General features: G+C 71.7%; 10 protein-coding genes. 3 read left to right on the top strand and 7 right to left on the bottom strand.

The genetic code is table 11. The features are described from left to right. Positions 1 to 831: 831 nt before the first annotated feature. From ACTWPP_RS21370 to ACTWPP_RS21355, 4 genes are all read right to left on the bottom strand, one after another. Complete coding sequence (locus ACTWPP_RS21370) at positions 832 to 1,659, bottom strand: cytochrome c biogenesis CcdA family protein (protein ID WP_443106084.1); 828 nt, start codon at positions 1,657 to 1,659, stop codon at positions 832 to 834. A 7-nt stretch (positions 1,660 to 1,666) separates the two neighbouring features. Further along, on the bottom strand, positions 1,667 to 2,224 hold the full coding sequence (locus ACTWPP_RS21365) for a redoxin domain-containing protein (protein WP_443106083.1): 558 nt from the start codon (positions 2,222 to 2,224) through the stop codon (positions 1,667 to 1,669). 88 nt (positions 2,225 to 2,312) lie between these two features. Next, a complete protein-coding gene (locus ACTWPP_RS21360) occupies positions 2,313 to 2,903 on the bottom strand; it encodes a hypothetical protein (RefSeq protein ID WP_443106082.1) in 591 nt (196 codons plus the stop codon). A 128-nt stretch (positions 2,904 to 3,031) separates the two neighbouring features. Continuing rightward, on the bottom strand, positions 3,032 to 4,870 hold the full coding sequence (locus tag ACTWPP_RS21355; RefSeq protein ID WP_443106081.1) for a hydroxysqualene dehydroxylase: 1,839 nt from the start codon (positions 4,868 to 4,870) through the stop codon (positions 3,032 to 3,034). Positions 4,871 to 5,273: 403 nt separating this feature from the next. Here ACTWPP_RS21355 and ACTWPP_RS21350 point away from each other — a divergent pair, with 403 nt between their 5' ends. Continuing rightward, positions 5,274 to 6,323 carry an LLM class flavin-dependent oxidoreductase gene (locus ACTWPP_RS21350; protein WP_443106080.1) on the top strand — a complete coding sequence of 350 codons (1,050 nt, stop codon included), beginning with the start codon at positions 5,274 to 5,276 and terminating at the stop codon, positions 6,321 to 6,323. Between the two features lie 86 nt (positions 6,324 to 6,409). Here the strand turns inward: ACTWPP_RS21350 and ACTWPP_RS21345 are convergent, their stop codons facing one another. After that, complete coding sequence (locus tag ACTWPP_RS21345) at positions 6,410 to 11,905, bottom strand: ATP-binding protein (RefSeq protein WP_443106079.1); 5,496 nt, start codon at positions 11,903 to 11,905, stop codon at positions 6,410 to 6,412. A 253-nt stretch (positions 11,906 to 12,158) separates the two neighbouring features. On the opposite strand from ACTWPP_RS21345, the gene ACTWPP_RS21340 reads away from it, so the two are divergent. Further along, complete coding sequence (locus ACTWPP_RS21340; protein WP_443106078.1) at positions 12,159 to 13,724, top strand: MDR family MFS transporter; 1,566 nt, start codon at positions 12,159 to 12,161, stop codon at positions 13,722 to 13,724. A 91-nt stretch (positions 13,725 to 13,815) separates the two neighbouring features. Here the strand turns inward: ACTWPP_RS21340 and ACTWPP_RS21335 are convergent, their stop codons facing one another. Together ACTWPP_RS21335 and ACTWPP_RS21330 are read right to left on the bottom strand one after the other, a co-directional pair. Then, positions 13,816 to 15,069, bottom strand: a complete 1,254-nt coding sequence (locus ACTWPP_RS21335) for a cytochrome P450 (protein WP_443106077.1) — start codon at positions 15,067 to 15,069, stop codon at positions 13,816 to 13,818. Positions 15,070 to 15,079: 10 nt separating this feature from the next. Further along, positions 15,080 to 16,438, bottom strand: a complete 1,359-nt coding sequence (locus tag ACTWPP_RS21330; RefSeq protein WP_443106076.1) for a glutamine synthetase family protein — start codon at positions 16,436 to 16,438, stop codon at positions 15,080 to 15,082. A gap of 168 nt (positions 16,439 to 16,606) precedes the next feature. Between ACTWPP_RS21330 and ACTWPP_RS21325 the strand changes: the two genes are divergently transcribed. Continuing rightward, entirely contained in the window at positions 16,607 to 17,413 is an 807-nt protein-coding gene (locus ACTWPP_RS21325) for an acetoacetate decarboxylase family protein (RefSeq protein WP_443106075.1), read from the top strand. The last annotated feature ends 18 nt before the right edge of the window (positions 17,414 to 17,431 follow it).

Here is a 17,431-nt window from a genome sequence, read left to right as displayed (position 1 = left end):
GGGGACACCGGTGTGATCGCGCCGGTGGCGGCGTCGTAGCTGAACTCCATGAGCGAGCTGTGGACGTTCCAGGCGTCGAAGCCGACGGTGAAGCGCTCGTCGCCGGGGGTGCCGGTCGGGTCGGTCTGCACCTCGCGGGGCGAGAGGTCGAGGTCGTCGTCGGGGTCGGGCGTCTCCGGGTTCTTCCAGGCGGGGAACGCGTAGTGTCCCCGGATCGTCGTGGTGTAGTGGCCCTGCGCGTCCGGGCCGGTGACGCGGAGCGCGAGGAGCCCGCCGTTGGGGGCGGTCGCGCCGCCCGCGTACTGCGTGACGATGATGTCCCGCGAGCTGGGGAACATGGCCATCTCGTTGACGCCGCCGCAGACGGACTGGCCCGGCACCGTCGGGTCGTCCGGGCACGCGTCCGGGCCCACCGCCGGATTCGAGTCGCGCAGTTGCCTGGCCGTCCGCTGGTTGGCGGGCACGGGCTGCCAGGTCCCGCCGGCCTTGGTCAGGATGCCGAACGTGGGCCACACGCCGTCGCCGCCCGGGTCCTGGTAGGGGGCGGTCGCGACGAAGGCCAGCGCGTCGCCGCCGTCGATGGCCTGGACGTCGCTGATCGCGGCGCCGACCGGTGTTCCGTCCGCCATCTGGGCGCTGTACTGGCCGTTGTCGGACGGGACGCGGATGTTGCGATAGCTCTGTGCGGCCGGATCGAAGGCCAGCACGACGGGATACAGGATCGGTGTCCAGAGACGTTTCCGTCGTCACGCGTGCGCTGAGGGTGATGCCCGGGCCGTGACGTGCGTGATGGTCCACGCGGCATCGAGGGTGGCCACCCGTGGCCAACGGTCAGGGGCGCCGGTCGGGCAGGAGCCTGCGCACCGCCACGGTCCCGGCCACGAGGGCGGCGAAGGCGGCGGCGATCCACCAGATGCCGATCTGGTCGACCCAGCCGGACACCGCGCCCTGGACCTCGGTGGCCGCGCCGACGACCGGGGAGTCGGCCGAGGCGCCCGCGTTGACGCGCACCTCGTACCAGCCGTAGTAGACGACGTAGAACCCGGCCAGGAGGAGAAGGCCGCCGCTGACACGGGAGACGTACGGCAGGATCCGGCGGGTGCGCGCCACCGCGGCGTCACGCGCCAGCGCCACCAGCATCGACAGGAGCCCCACGATCAGGCCCATCCCCACGCCGTACGCGGCGAACGCCGCCAGCCCGGCGATGATGCTCGTTCCTCCCGACACCAGCCCGGTGACGGCCAGGAACGGTGCGATGGTGCACGACAGGGATGCGACGGCGTACGAGACGCCGTATCCGTACAGTCCCGCCAGTGAACCCGACAGGCCGCCCGCCTGAAGGCGCGGCAGCCTGAGCAGCAGTTCCCGCCCGGTCACCAGCCACCCGCCGAGCGCCACCAACGCCATGCCCACGACGATGGTGACCCAGGGAAGGTACTGCTGGATCGAGGTCGTCAGCACCGAGACCAGCAGGCCGAACACGCCGAAGACGGTGACGAACCCCGCGGTCATCGCGGCGGACAGCCGCAGCGCCCGCCAGACGCCGCCCGCCCCCGGCGTCGCGACCAGCAGCGTCAGATAGGACGGCAGGAGCGCGAAGCCGCACGGGTTGAACGCCGCCACCAGCCCGGCGGCCAGGGCGAGCGAGATCGTCTCCATCGGACGGTCAGCCGAGGAGTTCGTCGACGTGCCGGTTCAGCTCGGACGGCCCCAGCGGCCCGGAGTCCTTGCTCGTCGTCCCGTCGGGTGCCATGAAGACGAACGACGACTGCGACGTCACCTTGAAATGGGAGTACAGCTTGCCGGTCCGGTCGTCCAGGTGGGTGAGGCTCTTGGTGCCCGTCCGGGAGACGAACGTCCGCAGCCGGTCCTTGCCGTCGTCCAGGCCGCCGATGCCGACGAAGGAGACCCTGTCCCCGTACTTGTCGGCGGCCTTGGCCACGTTGGGGCCCTCGGAGAGGCACTTGGAGCACCAGGGCGCCCAGAACCAGAACACCACCGGCTTGCCCGCCAGGCTCGCGCCGTCGAACGCCTCGCCGTCCAGCGTCTCGCCTTGGAACCTCAACGTCTCCGGCACGTCCTCGGCGGCTGCGCCGGAGCTGCGCGCGGCGGGGGTCCCGGGGGCGTCGGCCGTCGGTTCGGGGGCGGTCGTCGCCTCGCCGCCGGTCCCGCAGCCGGTCGCGAGCAACGCGGCACCGGTCACGATCAGGATCGCCTTCTTCATGCCGCCACGTTAATGGCCGGACCGGCCGCCGGGTCTTACGAAGAGGTGACGTCCCACCGGGCCCGGAGCCCCGAGCGCGAAATGCGACTCAGTCAGCCGCGAACAGGTCGGGGCGGGCCACCCGCAGCGCTCCGAGGATTTCTGCGTGCTTCACCTTTTTCGACTGGATTCGAATCTTGTCGCCGTCGCGAGAGGACCAGGTCGGAAGCTCCGCACCATCGGGGGCATCACGCAGTTCGATGTCGATGAAGTACCGGACGATGCGGCCCTCGGCGCCCTGGGAGGCGACTACCTCCTTGCTGATGCGCCGCACCCGCGACCAGGGGATATGGACGGCACGGCCGGAGAACCACCGCTTCGGTTCCTGTGTCAGCGTGACCCCGGTGCCGTCCGTCGATACGCCTTGCCGCGTGGAGTAGCGCGGTGTCATCCGCACCAAGGCCCAGCTCAGCAGCCCGAGCACCAGCGCGAGCACCAGCATCAGCGCGGCCGCCCCGATCTCGCCCAGGACGAACGCCAGCACGATGGTCAACACGGTCAGCCCGACCGCGAGGTAGACGCAGAACCCGGTGGCGACGGCCCACCCGAGAGCACCGTGCCACCGCATGTCCACCCGGTGGGACGGGACTGATCGAGGGCCGGCCGACGCGGGGGGCTCGTGAGGCAGGGGATCGCTCATCCCGCCGAGTCTGTAACCGAATCGGCTCCTCCGCAAGATCAGGCGGTGGCGGGCGGCGGACCCGGCACTGGCCGCGCGTTGGCGCGCGACGCGGCCAGTGCCGGAGTCCCGGGTGCCCCGCCGGCGGCTCAGGTGCCGTCGTCGAGGATGTGGGGCTCGCCGTTGCGGTAGCGGTCGAGGTCGAGCTTCTTGGCGTCGTTGAACGCGGGTGCGACCCAGAGTCGTCCGAGGGCGGCCTTGTCGCCGGTGTGGCCGGCGGCGTCCAGCAGGGCGTTGGCGGCCAGGCGTCCGCCTTCGTTGGCGGTCTCCATGGTGGACACGTACAGGCCGGTCTTGACCCAGTCGCCGGCCAGGAAGAAGTTCTCGATGCCGGTGCCGGCGGTGGGCCGGGTCCCGTACGCGCCGAGGGTCTGGATGAACAGCGGGTCCTCGTTGGCGACCTGCGGGGTGCCGGGGTTGAGGATGCCGGGGTCCAGGTACCAGGTGTGCAGCATGTCGTCGGTCAGCACCGGCGGCTTGCCGGGCTTGTTGACGTGCGCCTTGATCTGCTTCCAGGCCTCCTCGGCGATCTCCTCCCGGCCGCACTCCTTGGCCGTCTTGCCGTTGAACATGCCGGGGGTGTTCCAGTCGGAGATGATCGCCGACAGGTTGTCGGTGACGGTCCCGTCGCCGTAGGCGGTGAAGTCCCGCTTCCAGAACTGCGCCTGGCTGATCGAGGTGATCGCCCAGGTCGAATCCCAGTAGTTCACATGCCCGGGGGTGATCGGCACCTCCTTCTTGAGGAAGAACATCAGCCCGTTCATCCAGTCGCTGCGCAGCTTGGAGATGTTGTTGAGCATCGGGTCGGCGGCGCGCATCCGGTGGTTGACCAGCCGGTCGGCCCGCTCCACCGGCACCGCCGACACGAACCAGTCCGCCTCCACGGTGTGCCGGGCCCCGGCCGGGTCGACCGCGACCGCCGAGGCGATCTTGCCGCCGGCCAGCCGGAACGACTCGGCCTCCCACCCCACCCGGAACGTCACCCCGAGGGTCTTGAGATGGGCGACCCAGGGGTCGATGAGCATCTCGTCGGTCGCGCCGGCCAGGACCCGGTCCACCGACCCGCCCGGCTCGTTGCCCTCACCCAGCACGCTCCACAGCGTCGCCTCGCCCACCAGCCCGATCGCGTGGGTGCTGGCGTCGGCGGACTTCATCGCCGCCAGGTTGCGCACCAGCCCGTCGGCCAGCAGCGTGTTGTACTCCGCCGACCGCGACGCGGTCCCCAGGAAGTCGGCCCACGACACGTGGTCCCACTGCCCGACCCGCCGCTGGTCGCAGCTGGTGACGTACATGACGCCCTTACGCGCGAAATGCAGGATCTCCGGCAGCGGGATCATGCCCAGCGACTGCAGCCCGCTGATCACCGTGGCGATCAGCGACTCCGGCGTCAGGAACGGGGGAGTGCCCTCGGGGATCGGCCACGGGAACGGGAACGGGATGGTCAGGTCCGGACGCCCCTTGCGCGCCCCCAGATAGCTGGACGCCCGGGTCAGGTTGTCCCAGGTCCCCTTCTCATTGCCGGGGAAGGGGATCCGCCGCATCGAGTCGGGCAGGTTCTGGTAGAAGCCGGGGAAGAACCGGAACCCGTGCTCGGCCGGCAGCTCCCGCCGCCCGCCGCGTGCCGACCCCGGGACTCCGAACACCCGCGCCTTGCCGCCCGGCTGGCGCCGCTCGTACACCGTCACCGCGAAGCCGCGCTCGGCCAGCTCCAACGCCGCGGTCAGCCCCGCGATCCCGCCACCGAACACCGCCACCCGCTTGCCGGCCGCACGCCGCCGCCGCGCCCCCGCCTGCCGCGCGGCCTGCGCCGACGCCTCACCGCCCGCAACGCCCGCCACCGCCGCACCCGCCCCCACCGCGGCGGCGCCACCGAGGAACCTCCTCCGGGTCGGCCTGTCCGCGGGGTCTGAGTCGTGCCTGCCGGTCATGATCTTCCTCTCACGTCGCTGCCCCCCGACGTCCGCTCTCCCGCTCCTGGAGTCACACGTGACCCTAGACCATTATTGGCGCTTCGCCAATAGCGACGGTTTGGCGGGAGTGCCTTACCGGCATGCCGTCAACAGCGCTTCCCCGGGTGCTGGGTGCACGATCGGAACGAGGGTCAGATGCCGGCGGTGCCGGTGCAGGCCTTCGTGGAGGGCGCCACGGTCGCCGATCGCGTCGACCAGAGCATCGAGGCGTGGCTGGAACCGGGAGGGTTCGGTCTCCACGGGGGTGGGGGTGAAATCCGGAGATAAGCGGAAAGTGAGCCTCCGGCCACGCCCCAGGACTACGATTCCCCCCATCCCCCGAACTGTGCGTAAGGTGCGCACTACAAGGAGACGTCTCCCTGTGAAGTTCAGCTACGCCATGCTTCCCGACTACCCGCTCTCGGAGTCGCTGGTCTCCATCAAGCTCGCCGACGAGCTCGGTTTCCACGCCGTGTACGCGGCCGACGAGCCGTGGCACAAGGACCTGTGGCTGCTGTTCGCCGCCGCCGCGGCCGGCACCTCGCAGATCCGCCTCGGCCCCTCGGTGTCGGCGGTGACCCTCCGCGAGCCGTCCCTGATCGCCCAGGCCGCCGCGACGCTGGACGAGCTCACCGACGGCCGCGCCGAGGTCGTCCTGGGCAGCGGCAACTTCGGGGTGCTCGCCCAGTACAAGATCGACTGGGCGAAGACCAAGCCGCTCACCCGGGTGAAGGAGGCCGTCGCGGTCGTCCGGACCCTGCTGGACGAGGGCGCCATCACCCGCGACGGCGAGTTCTACTCCTACGAGGGGCTGTTCACCTTCGCCCGCCCCGTCCAGGAGCACCTGCCGGTCAAGATCGGCGCGATGCGCGGGCCGAAGTCGTTCGAGGCGGCCGGTGAGCTGTCCGACGGCGTGCACCACGCGCTCAGCTACTCGCGCGGCGCCTACGAGTACGCGGTCGAGCACTTCAAGGCGGGCGCCGAGCGCGCGGGCAAGGACTGGCGGACGCTCGACATCGGCGCCTGGGTGGTGTTCGCGGTCGGCCCCGACTCGGCCGCGGCCAAGGAGGCGGCCCGCAGCATGGTCGGCCTGTACGCGTCCGCGATGCCGGCCGAGCAGCTGGAGCGCAACGGCGTCGACCCGGCGGACATGGCCCCGATCATCGAGGCCATCGGCGGGGGCGACCTGGCCAAGGCCATCGAGCTGACCACCCCCGAGATCACCGAGAAGCTGTCCCTGGCGGGCACCCCCGACGAGGTCCGCGCCAAGATCGAGAGTGAGATCGCCCCGACCGGCGTCAACCACATGATCTGCGCGATCACGGACCCCGGCCTGGTGAAGTCCTTCACCGGCCGCGAGCTCACCGGCGTTCCCGACGTGGACGGCCAGCTCCGCCTGATCCACGAACACCTGATGCCGGCGTTCAAGTAGCGACCGGTCAAGGCCGTCCCCGCGGACGTGTGAGGGCCGGGCGCCGTACCAGCGCCCGGCCCTTCGTGTGTCCCGGACCGGTCACCTCATCGCCGGCGCAGGCGGGACTCGATGGCCTCGATGATCCGCGGGCGCATTTCCGCGGCGCGGATGACGGCGTCGACGGAGCCGACCTCGACCGCGCGCCGGATGTCGTGCACCCGGTCGAACTCCGTGGCCACCTCGCCGAGCTTCTCCGCGCGGACCGACGATCGGAGCTCGTCGAGCTCGGCGGTCAACGCGGCCCGGTCGGCGCCGGAGGTGGGCGCGACACGGGCCTCCAGGTCCCGTACGCGCGGGTCGGCCGCGGTGCGGGCGTTCACGTCGCCGGAGAACACCACCGCGGCGGCGGGGGCGCCGCCGAGCACCGACGCGAACGAGCCCTCCAGCGCGAGCACGGTCATGTTCGGGTTCAGCGCCTTCGAGAACACCACGAAGGCGCCGCCGTGGTACCGCGAGATCACGCAGAACACGATGGGGCCGCGGAAGTTCACGATCGCGCGGCCGATCTCGGCGCCGTACTCCAGCTGCAGCTTCCGCATCGACTCCGGCGAGCCGTCGAAGCCCGACAGGTTCGCCAGCACCACCAGCGGCCGGTTGCCGCTGGCCGCGTTGATCGCCCGCGCGGCCTTCTTCGACGACTGCGGGAACAGCGTGCCCGCCGTGTAGGTGTCCGGGCCGTCGGTGGGCGGGAAGCCGCGCCGCGGCACCGCCCTCGACTCGATGCCGAGCAGGCACACCGGCATGCCGCCGAGATGCACGTCCTGCACCGCCGCGGTCTCCGCGTCGGCCATGCCCGCCCAGCGTTCCAGCACCGGATGGTCCTGGTCGGACAGCGCCCGCATCACGGTCCGGATGTCGAACGGTTTCTTGCGGTCCGGGTTGGCCTCGGCGGAGAAGATGTCGCCGACGGTGGTGAAGTCGCTGCCCTCCACGGCATGCGGGAAGTCGGAGATGTCCCGGTCGACGGGGTCGGACGTCGGCGCGCGGCGCGGTGCCTCTTCGCCGGGCGCGACGTACGTGTGGTCGTAGTGCGACATCAGCACGTCCCGCGCCGCGACCAGGTTCGGCGCCCAGTACTGCGCCTGCCCGTTCGGGCCCATCACCCGGTCGTAGCCGCCGATGCCGAAGTTGTCCTCCGCCGACACGCCACCGGAGAAGTCGAGCGACTGCTTGCCGGTGAGCACCATCGCCGAGTCCGGCGTCATCACCAGGACCCCCTTGGTGTGCATGAGCATCGTCGCCTCGGCGTTCCAGTACGGCTGCGCGCCGACGTTGATGCCCGCGACCACGATGTTGATCTCGCCGCCGCCCTGGGTGAACTCGACGATCCGCTTGAGCGCCGCCGCCACCCAGTCCATGTTCTCCGTGCCCGACTCCATCGAGATCCGGGCGCCGGCGGACAGCGCGTACCACTCGACCGGCACCCGCATCCGCTCCGCCAGGTCCAGCGCGGCGATCACGCGGCGGCACTCCGGCTCCGACAGCGCGCCGAGCGATTTCGTCGGGTCGCCGAGCAGCACCACCCTGGTGACGCCCCGCGGGTGCCGCCGCGTCGTCGTGGTGACGACGCCCGCGACGATCGCCGCGGTGTTGCGCCCCCGCGGCCGGTCGACCGGCACCAGCGCGTTGCCGCCGTCGAGGTCGTACTCGGCGAAGTCGCCGAGGATGCCGGTCAGCTCGTACGGGTACACCGTGTTGCGGCTGCTCGCGCGCAGCACCTTCTGCCGGTAGTCGTCGAGCGGCTCCACCGGCTCGTCCGACGGCTCCCCGACGGTCAGTTCGGTGCCGCCGGCGGCGTCGTAGGTGACGCGCACGGCGATCTTGAACAGCTCGCCGGTGCTCCGGTCGCGCTGCCGCCCGATGAGCAGGATCTCCTCCAGCCCGGCGCCCACGGTCGTCGGCAGCACGCGCCCCGCGATCCGCTCCAGTTCCGTGCGGGTGAGGTCGCTCGGCGGCCAGACGTAGATCACGATCCGGTTGGTGTTGAAGCGGTTCTTCGACGGCCGCCGCGCCTGCGCGCGGCGGATCGAGTCGAGGCAGGAGGCGATGGTGTACTCGGCCGTCGGCAGCGTGAGCAGCCTGCCGTCGTGTTCCCGCAGCTCCGTCAGGTCGCGCACCTGCGCGAACGCGACGAGGCGGTCGTCCGACGGGTTGTCCCGCGCCACGCACTGGAAGAGGTAGACCTCCTCGTCCGAGGACGGCAGCCGGGTGAGGTCGAACTTGCTCAGCCGTTCCATCTGCATCCGCTGCGCGATGTGCGGGTGCAGGCCGCGGATCAGCCGCTCTTCCACCATCCCGCCGCCCGACGGACGGAACGTGAAGTGGTGGTGCATCACCGCGCCGCTGCTGCCCGCGACGGTGGCGGTGAGCCTGCGGACCCGGTCCGGCAGCGGGTGCGCATTGATGACTTCGTGCAGCGCGGCCGCCATCGCGTCGAAGTCCTCCGGCTGGTTCTCCCAGGCGAGGTAGATGTCGGCGTCGATGGCCTCGTCGCCGCCCGCCAGCTCCCCCAGCCCGCGCAGCGCGTCGCCCAGCGCGTCGAAGCCCACCGCGGTGGAGACCAGGCACGACCCCGCGCGTTCGGCGACCACGAACGTGCAGCCCGCGACCTGGCTGGTGCGGACGCCGGTCAGGCCCTTGTTGCCGTAGTACCGCCGGGTCAGAACCTCCAGCATGACGGCGTTGTCCCGGTCGCCGCGGATGAGCCGCTGGCCGAGCAGCCGCACCAGCGGCTCGGTGCTGCGCACCATCTCGGCGATGCGCTCCGCGCGGTCGGGCGCGTCAGGGTGCGCGTCCAGGTGGCGCAGGTGCCTGCGGACGTCGGCGTAGACGCGGGCGCGGTTGCGCCGCAGCAGCGGCTGGGCGAACCAGGCGAACACCACGCCGCACGCGAGGTCGTAGACCACGGGGAAGCGGACCTGCGTCGCGGCCACCAGCCGCTCCAGCGCGAGACCGGCGGGCTCGCGCAGGGACTCGTCCGGCGGCGGCTCCCGCAGCCACGCGCGCAGCAACGTCGTGATGACCGCGGCGTCGGCGGACGCGCGCTGCTGGGCGAGGAAGATCCGGAACACCGCGGCTTCGAGCCCGGGGGAGCGGTCCAGGTCGGTGACGCCGTAGTGGCCGAGGGCCTTGGCGAGCTTGGCCTGGAACGCCTCCGGCAGCCCGGCCCGCTCGACGTCGAGGCTCTGCAGGTAGGTGTGGAAGTGCTCGCGGGCGCTGTGCACGTGGCCGTCCCCGCCGCCGTCTCCGCCCGCCGGCCGGTTGCGGCTCAGCTCGGCGAGGTCGGCGAACACGTCGACGAGTTCGAGTTCCCGCGCCAGCGGCCGGTGGCCGCCGTCGGCGGCCGCGCGGCGCGCGGCGAGGTAGTCGTCGAGCACCCGGCGCCCGTCGTGGGGGTCGACGTCGAAGCCCAGCAGCAGGCTGCGCAGGTCCGCCTGGCCGCGCGCGGCGCGTTCCCGCGCCGGGACCTCCGCCGGCGCGGCGGGCAGGTCCAGTTCGACGGACTCGGCGGCCGCGGTGTCGGCGGCCTCGGAGTCGTCGGCGAGCGGCTCCAGCCGCAGCAGCGGGGCACCGGTCTCCACCTGGCTGCCCACGGCGACGACGCATTCCTTCAGCCGTGCCTTGAACGGCGCCCGCAGCACCGTCTCCATCTTCATGCTCTCCAGCACCAGTACCGGCGCTCCCGCCTCCACCTCCGCGCCGACCTTCAGCGGCGTGGCGACGACCAGCGCGGGCGCGGGCGAGCGGACGACGCCGCCCTCGTCGCGGCTGACCCGGTGCGCCACACCGTCCACCTCGACGATGTGGATCGGCCCGTGCGTGCCGGTGAGCAGGTGGTACCGGGCGCCGTTGACGACGATCTGACCGGTGTGACGATCGAAGCGTTCGAGTTCGACGTCGGCGGTGCGGACCGTGCCGCCCGCGCCGTCACCCGCTTCGACGCCGACGCGGAACCGGTGCGCACCGACCCGCGCGACGCGCACGCGGTAGCCGGCGCCGCGCAGCTTGAGGTCCAGCGGCCGGCCGCTCTCGTGCTGCACCTGCGGTCGTCCGCCGAACGCCGTCGACAGCAGCCGCTGCCGCTCGGCGCGCTCCTCGTCCTCGTACGCCTCGATGGCGGCGGCGGCCAGCGCGACGGCGGAGTGCCGGTGCGAGACGAGCCGGCCCTCGCCGCGGACGCGGTCGATCCAGCCGGTGTCCGCGCCGGCGTCGATCACCTCGGGCTGGTCGAGCAGGTCGAGCACGAAGCTCTTGTTCGTCGCGCCGCCCTCGATGATCACCTCGGTCTGCGCCATCGCCCGGCGCAGCCGGCCGAGCGCCTCGTCGCGGTCCCGGCCATAGGCGATGATCTTCGCGATCATCGAGTCGAAGTCGGCGGGGATGGTGTCGCCCTCCCTGACGCCGGTGTCGACCCGGATGCCGGGCCCGGCGGGCAGGTTCAGCAGCGCGATGCGGCCCGGGGACGGCGCGAAGTCGCGGTCGGGGTCCTCGGCGTTCAGCCGGGCCTCGACGGCGTGCCCGCGTTCCGCCGGCGGCCCGCCTCCGGTTTCGCGCTCCCCGAGCCGGCCGCCCGACGCCACCCGCAGTTGCGCCTTGACCAGGTCGAACCCGGTGGTGGACTCGGTGATCGGGTGCTCGACCTGCAGGCGGGTGTTGACCTCCAGGAACGCGAACAGCCGGTCGCCGGGGTGGTAGAGGAACTCGACGGTCGCCGCGCCGCGGTAACCGACCGCGATGGCCAGCCGTTCCGCGGACGCCTTCAGCTCGGCCGCCTGCTCCGCGCTGAGCACCGGCGACGCCGACTCCTCGATGACCTTCTGGTTGCGACGCTGCACCGAGCAGTCGCGGACGCCGAGCGCCCACGCCGTCCCCTCGCCGTCGGCGATCACCTGGACCTCGACGTGCCGGGCGCCGGTGACCAGGCGCTCCAGGAACACGACGCCGCTGCCGAACGCCCGCGCCGCCTCCTGGCTGGTGCGCTCGTAGGCGTCGGCGAGTTCGGCCTCGCTGGTGATCACACGGATGCCGCGCCCGCCGCCGCCCGCGGTGGCCTTCAGCATCAGCGGGTAGCCGATCTCGGCCGCCGCCGCCAGCGCGGCGTCCAGGGTCTCGACCGCGCCGCGGCTCCACGGCGCGACCGGCACGCCGACCTCCTCGGCGAGCAGCTTCGCGCCGATCTTGTCGCCGAGCTTGCGCATGGCCTCCGCGCTCGGCCCGACGAAGGTGACGCCGACCTTCTCGCACAGCTCCGCGAACGCCGGGTCCTCGGCGACGAAGCCCCAGCCGACCCACGCGGCGTCCGCCCCGGTCTCCACGAGCGCGCGCTCCAGCACCTCCAGGTCGAGGTATGGGCGCGCGGCCGCCGGACCGAGGTCGTAGGCGATGTCGGCCTCGCGCACGAACGTGGCGGTGCGGTCGACGTCGGTGTGCAGGGCGACGGTCTCGATCCGCGTCCCGGTCTCCGCTGCGATGTCCCGTACGGCGTGGATGAGCCGCATGGCGGCCTCACCACGGTTGACGATGGCGACACGACTGAACACCCGGCCGAACCCTTCTGTAACCGACACTGTGCAAGCCGCGACATGGCGGCCCCTCCCGCAGAAGTTCACTTTTCCTTCTCCCGGCCCGCGGCGCCATGTCGCTGACAGCGCACGCTGGGCGGCCCAAGTTGTGGGAAACCTGCAAACCGCCGGGCGCCGGTCAGTGACCTGCCGGCGGCGACCCTCGCCGGAACCGGCGAAAAAGTTTGGGCAAGATCGATGAGTTCTCGCGGCGGCGCCGGTCTACTCCGGCATGACAACGACACCTGAAGCCGCAGACCTGAAGACGCACCACGGACCGGCGCCCGAGCCCGGCGGGGTGACGACCGGCGAGCGCCGCCGAACACCCGCCGTGGTCCGGTTGCTGGTGCTCGCGACGTTCGTGGTCATCCTCAACGAGACGATCATGATCAACGCGATTCCGCGGCTGATGACGGATCTGAACATCACCGAGCAGGCCGCGCAGTGGCTGTCGACGGCGTTCATGCTGACCATGGCCGCGGTGATCCCGGTGACCGGCTGGTTCCTGCAGCGCGTCACCACCCGCCGCGCCTACGCCACCGCGATGGGCGTCTTCCTCGCCGGCACGGCGCTCGCCACGGTCGCGCCGGTGTTCGAGGTGCTGCTGGTCGCGCGGGTCGTCCAGGCGGCCGGCACGGCGGTGATGATGCCGCTGCTGATGACGACCCTGATGACCGTCGTGCCAGAGCGGGACCGCGGCCGGGTGATGGGCAACGTGACCATGGCGATCTCGGTCGCGCCCGCGATGGGGCCGACGGTCTCGGGCCTGATCCTGCAGCTCGGCTCGTGGCGGCTGCTGTTCGCGGCGGTGCTGCCGATCGCGGCCCTGATCACCTGGCGCGGGCTGGCGGAGCTGGAGAACGTCGGGGAACCGCAGCTCAGCACCATCGACTGGTTCAGCGTCGGCGCCGCGGCCGCCGGGTTCGGCTCCCTGGTGTACGGGCTGAGCCGGTTCGGCGAGGGCGGCGCGGTGGTTCCCGCGCTGATCGTCGTGGCCGGGCTGGTCATGATCGCCGCCTTCGCCGTCCGCCAGCTCCGGCTGCAGCGCCGCGACGTCCCCCTGCTGGACCTGCGTGTCCTCCGGAACCCCACCTACGCGCTGTCCCTGCTCCTGATGTCGCTCGGATTCATGGCGATGCTGGGCTCGATGATCCTGCTGCCGATCTACCTGCAGAGCCTGCGCGGCCTCACCCCGCTGGAGACCGGGCTGCTGGTGATGCCCGGCGGGCTGGCGATGGGGCTGCTCGGCCCGGTCGTGGGCAGGGTCTTCGACCGCTTCGGCGCCCGGATGCTGATCATTCCCGGTTCGGCCGGCATCGTGGCCGCTCTGGCCGGCCTCACCCAGATCTCGATGACGATGCCGTACTGGCAGGTGCTCGGCCTGCACGCGCTGCTCATGGTCTCGCTGGCCGCGACGTTCACCCCGGTGTTCACCCTCGGTCTCGGCGCTCTCCCGGCGCGGCTGTACTCCCACGGCAGCTCGATGCTGGGCACCCTTCAGCAGGTCGCCTCCGCCCTGGGCACGGCTCTGGTGGTGACCGTGATGGCGGGCCGGGCCGAGACCCGGATCGCGGGCGGCGTCCCCGAGGCACTCGCCCGGCTGGACGGGATGCGGCTGGCGTTCGTCATCAGCGCCGTGCTGGCCCTCGTGATGGTCGGGATCGCGTTCATGCTGCCCAAGCACCCGGCCCCCGAAGAGCCCGAGGTGCCGGAAGTCCCCTCGACCGTCGGCCAGGTGGAAGACGAGCTGGAAGACGAGCTGGAGAAGGCCGGCCTGGCCCTCGAACCGGCCTGCTGAACAGCCCGGAAAGGCCCCGGCAGACGGGTCGGAGGCGAGCGGCGCTCGCCCCGGCCCGTCTCCGCGCGTAAAGGCCGAGACCGCCTCCCCGTCAGGCGAGGGTGACGGTGACCGGCATCTCCTTGACGCCGTTGACGAAGTTGGAACGGACGTGCCGGACCGCCCCGGCCAGGCGGATGTCGGCCAGCCTCGGCAGCAGCTCCTCGAACATGATGCGCATCTCCAGGCGCGCCAAGGCGTTGCCCAGGCAGAAATGCGGGCTGCCCTTGCCGAAGGTGATGTGGTCGTTGGGGGTGCGGGTGACGTCGAAGCGGTAGGGGTCGGCGAAGACCGCCTCGTCGCGGTTGCCGGAGGCGAACCACAGCACGACCTTGTCGCCGTCCTTGATCTGCTTGCCGCCGATCTCCACGTCGCGGGTGGCGGTACGGCGGAAGTGGTAGACGGGCGAGGCCCAGCGCAGGAACTCCTCCACCGCGGTCGGCATCAGGTCGAGGTCCTCGCGCAGCCGGTCCGCTTCGGCCGGGTGGTCGATGAGCGCCCGCATGGAGTGGGTGATGGCGTGCCGGGTCGTCTCGTTCCCGGCCACCACGAGCAGGAGGAAGTAGTTGTCGAAGTCGCGGTCGGACAGCGGCTCGCCGTCGCCGGGGACCTGGTTCACCAGTTTGCTGACCAGGTCGGTGCCGTTCCCGCCGCGCCGCCGGGCGCCCAGTTCCCGGCCGTACTCGAACACCTCCAGCGAGGCGGGGCTGCGGAACGGCAGATCGCGGTACTGCTCGCTCTCCGCGCTGTGCAGCAGGACGTCGGCGTAGTCGGGGTCGGTGTTGGCGATGATCCGGTTGCCCCAGTCGATGAGCCGCCGGGTGTCGTCGTCGGGGACGTCCAGCATCCGGGCCAGCACGTTGATCGGGAAGTCCGCCGCGATCTCCTTGACGAAGTCGAAGGTGCCCTTGGCCAGCGCGGCGTCCAGGGTGCGGGCGGTCAGGCCGCGCAGGAACGTGGCGTAGCCCGCGACCGCCCTCGGGGTGAACTCGCGTTGCAGGAGGCGCCGCAGCGCCATGTGCCGGGGGCCGTCGGTCTCCAGCATGGAGCGGCGGATGGCGGCCTGGCGCTCGTCCACCTCCTCCAGGTTGACGAAGCGGGTGGAGGTGAAGGTGGCCGCGTCCCGGTCCACCGCCACGATGTCGGCGTGGCGGGTGAGGGCCCAGAAACCGCCGCCGCCGTCGGCCTCGGGATTCCAGTGCACCGGATCGTCGCGGCGCAGCTCGTCGAACATCCGCCACGGCGTCCGGCCGTCCATGAAGTTGTCGAGGTCGGCGAGGTCCACCGGGAGGGTGTCGGTTGCCAAGGCTGTCTCCTTACAGTTTGTGGGCGTACTCGCGGAACTCCCAGTCGGTGACGTGCCGCTGGAACCGGGCGACCTCGTCCCGCTTGTACGCCAGGTAGGAGCCGACGAACCGCTCGCCGAGCACGCCGGCGAGGTCCTCGTCGCCGGCCAGGGCGTCGAGCGCGGCCGTCAGGGTGCCGGGCAGCCGGGCGGCCTTGGCGGTGTCGTAGCCGTAGCCCTCCAGTGGCGGCGGCGCGGTGAGCTTGTCACGGACGCCCAGGTAGGCGGCGGCGACGAGGGCCGCGATGCCGAGGTAGGGGTTGGCGCCGGCGTCGCCGAGCCGGACCTCCAGGCGGGTGGCGCCACCGCGCTCGGGGGGAACGCGCACCATGGCGCTGCGGTTGTCCAGGCCCCAGTCGATCAGCCAGGGGGCCAGCGTGTCGGGTCCGAAGCGCTTGTAGGAGTTGATCGACGGGTTGAAGATCGCGGTGAGGGCGGGGGCGTGCGCGATGACGCCGGCGATCGCCTGGTGCGCGGTCTGCGACAGCCCGTCGGGGCCCGTGTCCGGCCCGTCGAAGGCGTTGTGGCCGGTCTCGTCCATGCACGAGAGGTGCACGTGGAACCCCGAGCCGCCGTCGTCGTTGAAGGGCTTGGCCATGAACGTGGCCATCCGCCCCTCGATGCGGGCGAGGTCCTTGACGGCCGACTTCAGGCGGAAGGCGCGGTCGGCGGCGTCGAGCGCCTCGGAGTGGTGGAGGTTGATCTCGAACTGGCCGCAGGAGAACTCGTGGTTGCCCATGGTCACGCCGAGTCCGAAGTCGCGAAGGTGCCGCAGGGTGCGCAGCAGGTGCCCGTCGGGATCGCTCCTGCGGCCGACGGTGTAGACGTTGCCAGGGCCTTCGCCGTAGCGGCGCCACCCGTTGGGTGAACCGGGGTCCGGTTCGCACAGGAAGTACTCCAGCTCCGGCCCGGCGACGGGGACGAGCCCGAGTTCGGCGAGCCGGCCGATGGCGCGCCGGAGGACTTCGCGCGGGCCTTCCGCGCACGGCTCGTCGCCGTCCGGCTCGTACGCCTCGCCGAGGCACTGCGCCACGCCCGGCTCCCAGGGAATCGCGGCCAGCGTGGACAGGTCGGGCCGCACGCAGATGTCGGGGAGCCCCGCGTCGATGCCGCCGGCGACGTCGACGACGTCGCCCTGGGGCGTGGTGTGGTACACCGCGCGGCAGAAGGCGAGTCCGTGTTCCATCACGGCCGGCAGCCGGTCGACGAGGACGTCGCGGCCGCGGTCGACGCCGATCAGGTCGGGGTAGGAGACCCGGACCACGTCGATGCCGTCGGCCGTGAGCCGTTCCACCACGTCATGGACGTCCACGGAGTGCTGTCCGGGCATTGAACTCCCCTCGGGACGGCGGTAGTTCGTTTGGGAGCAAACAATATGAGCGACACTTTGGCCTGGCAAGAGTCAACCGCGACTTGGGCGAACATTCGCCCCCGAGATGACAAAACCATCGGCTCGGACATATCGTACGGGCCCAAACGATAACCGAAGGAGGGGGCCATGGCACCGGTGCGGGGATTCCTGCATCCGAGGACTGCGACCGGCCGCTCGTCGCTGATCCCCAGTCCGCCCTGGTACTACTCCGGTGACCTGCTCACCGTGGAGTACCGGACCGACCCGGCGCGCGTCGCGGAACTGCTGCCCGGCCCCCTCGACCTCGCGGCCGAGGACCCCGGGGCGGTCGCGATCATCTGGGCCGACTGGCAGTCCTGCTCGGAGTCGGCGGAGGAGCTGCTCGACCCGGTCCGCGCCCAGTACAAGGAGTGCTTCGCCGTGGTGCGGTGCTCGTTCGAGGGCCGCACCTACAGCCGCTGCGTCTACATCTGGGTCGACAAGGACTTCGCCGTCGCCCGCGGCCTGCACCAGGGCTACCCGAAGAAGCTCGGCTCGATCCACCAGACCCGTCCCCACCCGTACGGGCGGGCGGCGCCGCGCATCGGCGCGGGCGGCCGTTTCGGCGCGACCCTGGCCGCCGCGGACCGGCGGCTGGCCGAGGCCGTGGTCACGCTGCGCGAGCCGTCCGATGGCAACGGGTTCGTCAACGGCCACCCGATGGCCCACCACCGCTTCCTGCCGTCGATCGAGCCGGGCGGCTCCCCGGCGCTCAACGAGCTGATCGAGTCGGGCGGCGCCGGCTTCGAGGCAGGGCCGGCCTGGGCGGGCGACGCCGAGCTGCGGCTGTTCGAGTCGCCCACCGAGGAGCTGGACCGCCTTACGGTGGACGAGGTGATCGGCGCCTACTACCGCCAGGTCGGTGTCGTCTGGAACGGCGGCCGGCGGCTGTGGGAGGACGGCTCCGGAGACTGAACCGGCGATCGTACGGTC

Origin of the sequence: Actinomadura sp. 3N407, assembly GCF_052245875.1 — a bacterium.
In the GTDB taxonomy this organism is placed as follows: Bacteria; Actinomycetota; Actinomycetes; order Streptosporangiales; family Streptosporangiaceae; genus Spirillospora.
Note: the sequence above shows the minus strand (reverse complement) of the source record. Positions and strands in the feature narration are given on the sequence as shown.

Excerpts from the sequence above, each read along its gene's own strand:
- ACTWPP_RS21360 (WP_443106082.1), bottom strand. The coding sequence starts at position 2,903 with ATGAGCGATCCCCTGCCTCACGAGCCCCCCGCGTCGGCCGGCCCTCGA.
- ACTWPP_RS21325 (WP_443106075.1), top strand. The coding sequence starts at position 16,607 with ATGGCACCGGTGCGGGGATTCCTGCATCCGAGGACTGCGACCGGCCGC.
- ACTWPP_RS21365 (WP_443106083.1), bottom strand. The coding sequence starts at position 2,224 with ATGAAGAAGGCGATCCTGATCGTGACCGGTGCCGCGTTGCTCGCGACC.
- ACTWPP_RS21370 (WP_443106084.1), bottom strand. The coding sequence starts at position 1,659 with ATGGAGACGATCTCGCTCGCCCTGGCCGCCGGGCTGGTGGCGGCGTTC.
- ACTWPP_RS21340 (WP_443106078.1), top strand. The coding sequence starts at position 12,159 with ATGACAACGACACCTGAAGCCGCAGACCTGAAGACGCACCACGGACCG.
- ACTWPP_RS21355 (WP_443106081.1), bottom strand. The coding sequence starts at position 4,870 with ATGACCGGCAGGCACGACTCAGACCCCGCGGACAGGCCGACCCGGAGG.
- ACTWPP_RS21330 (WP_443106076.1), bottom strand. The coding sequence starts at position 16,438 with ATGCCCGGACAGCACTCCGTGGACGTCCATGACGTGGTGGAACGGCTC.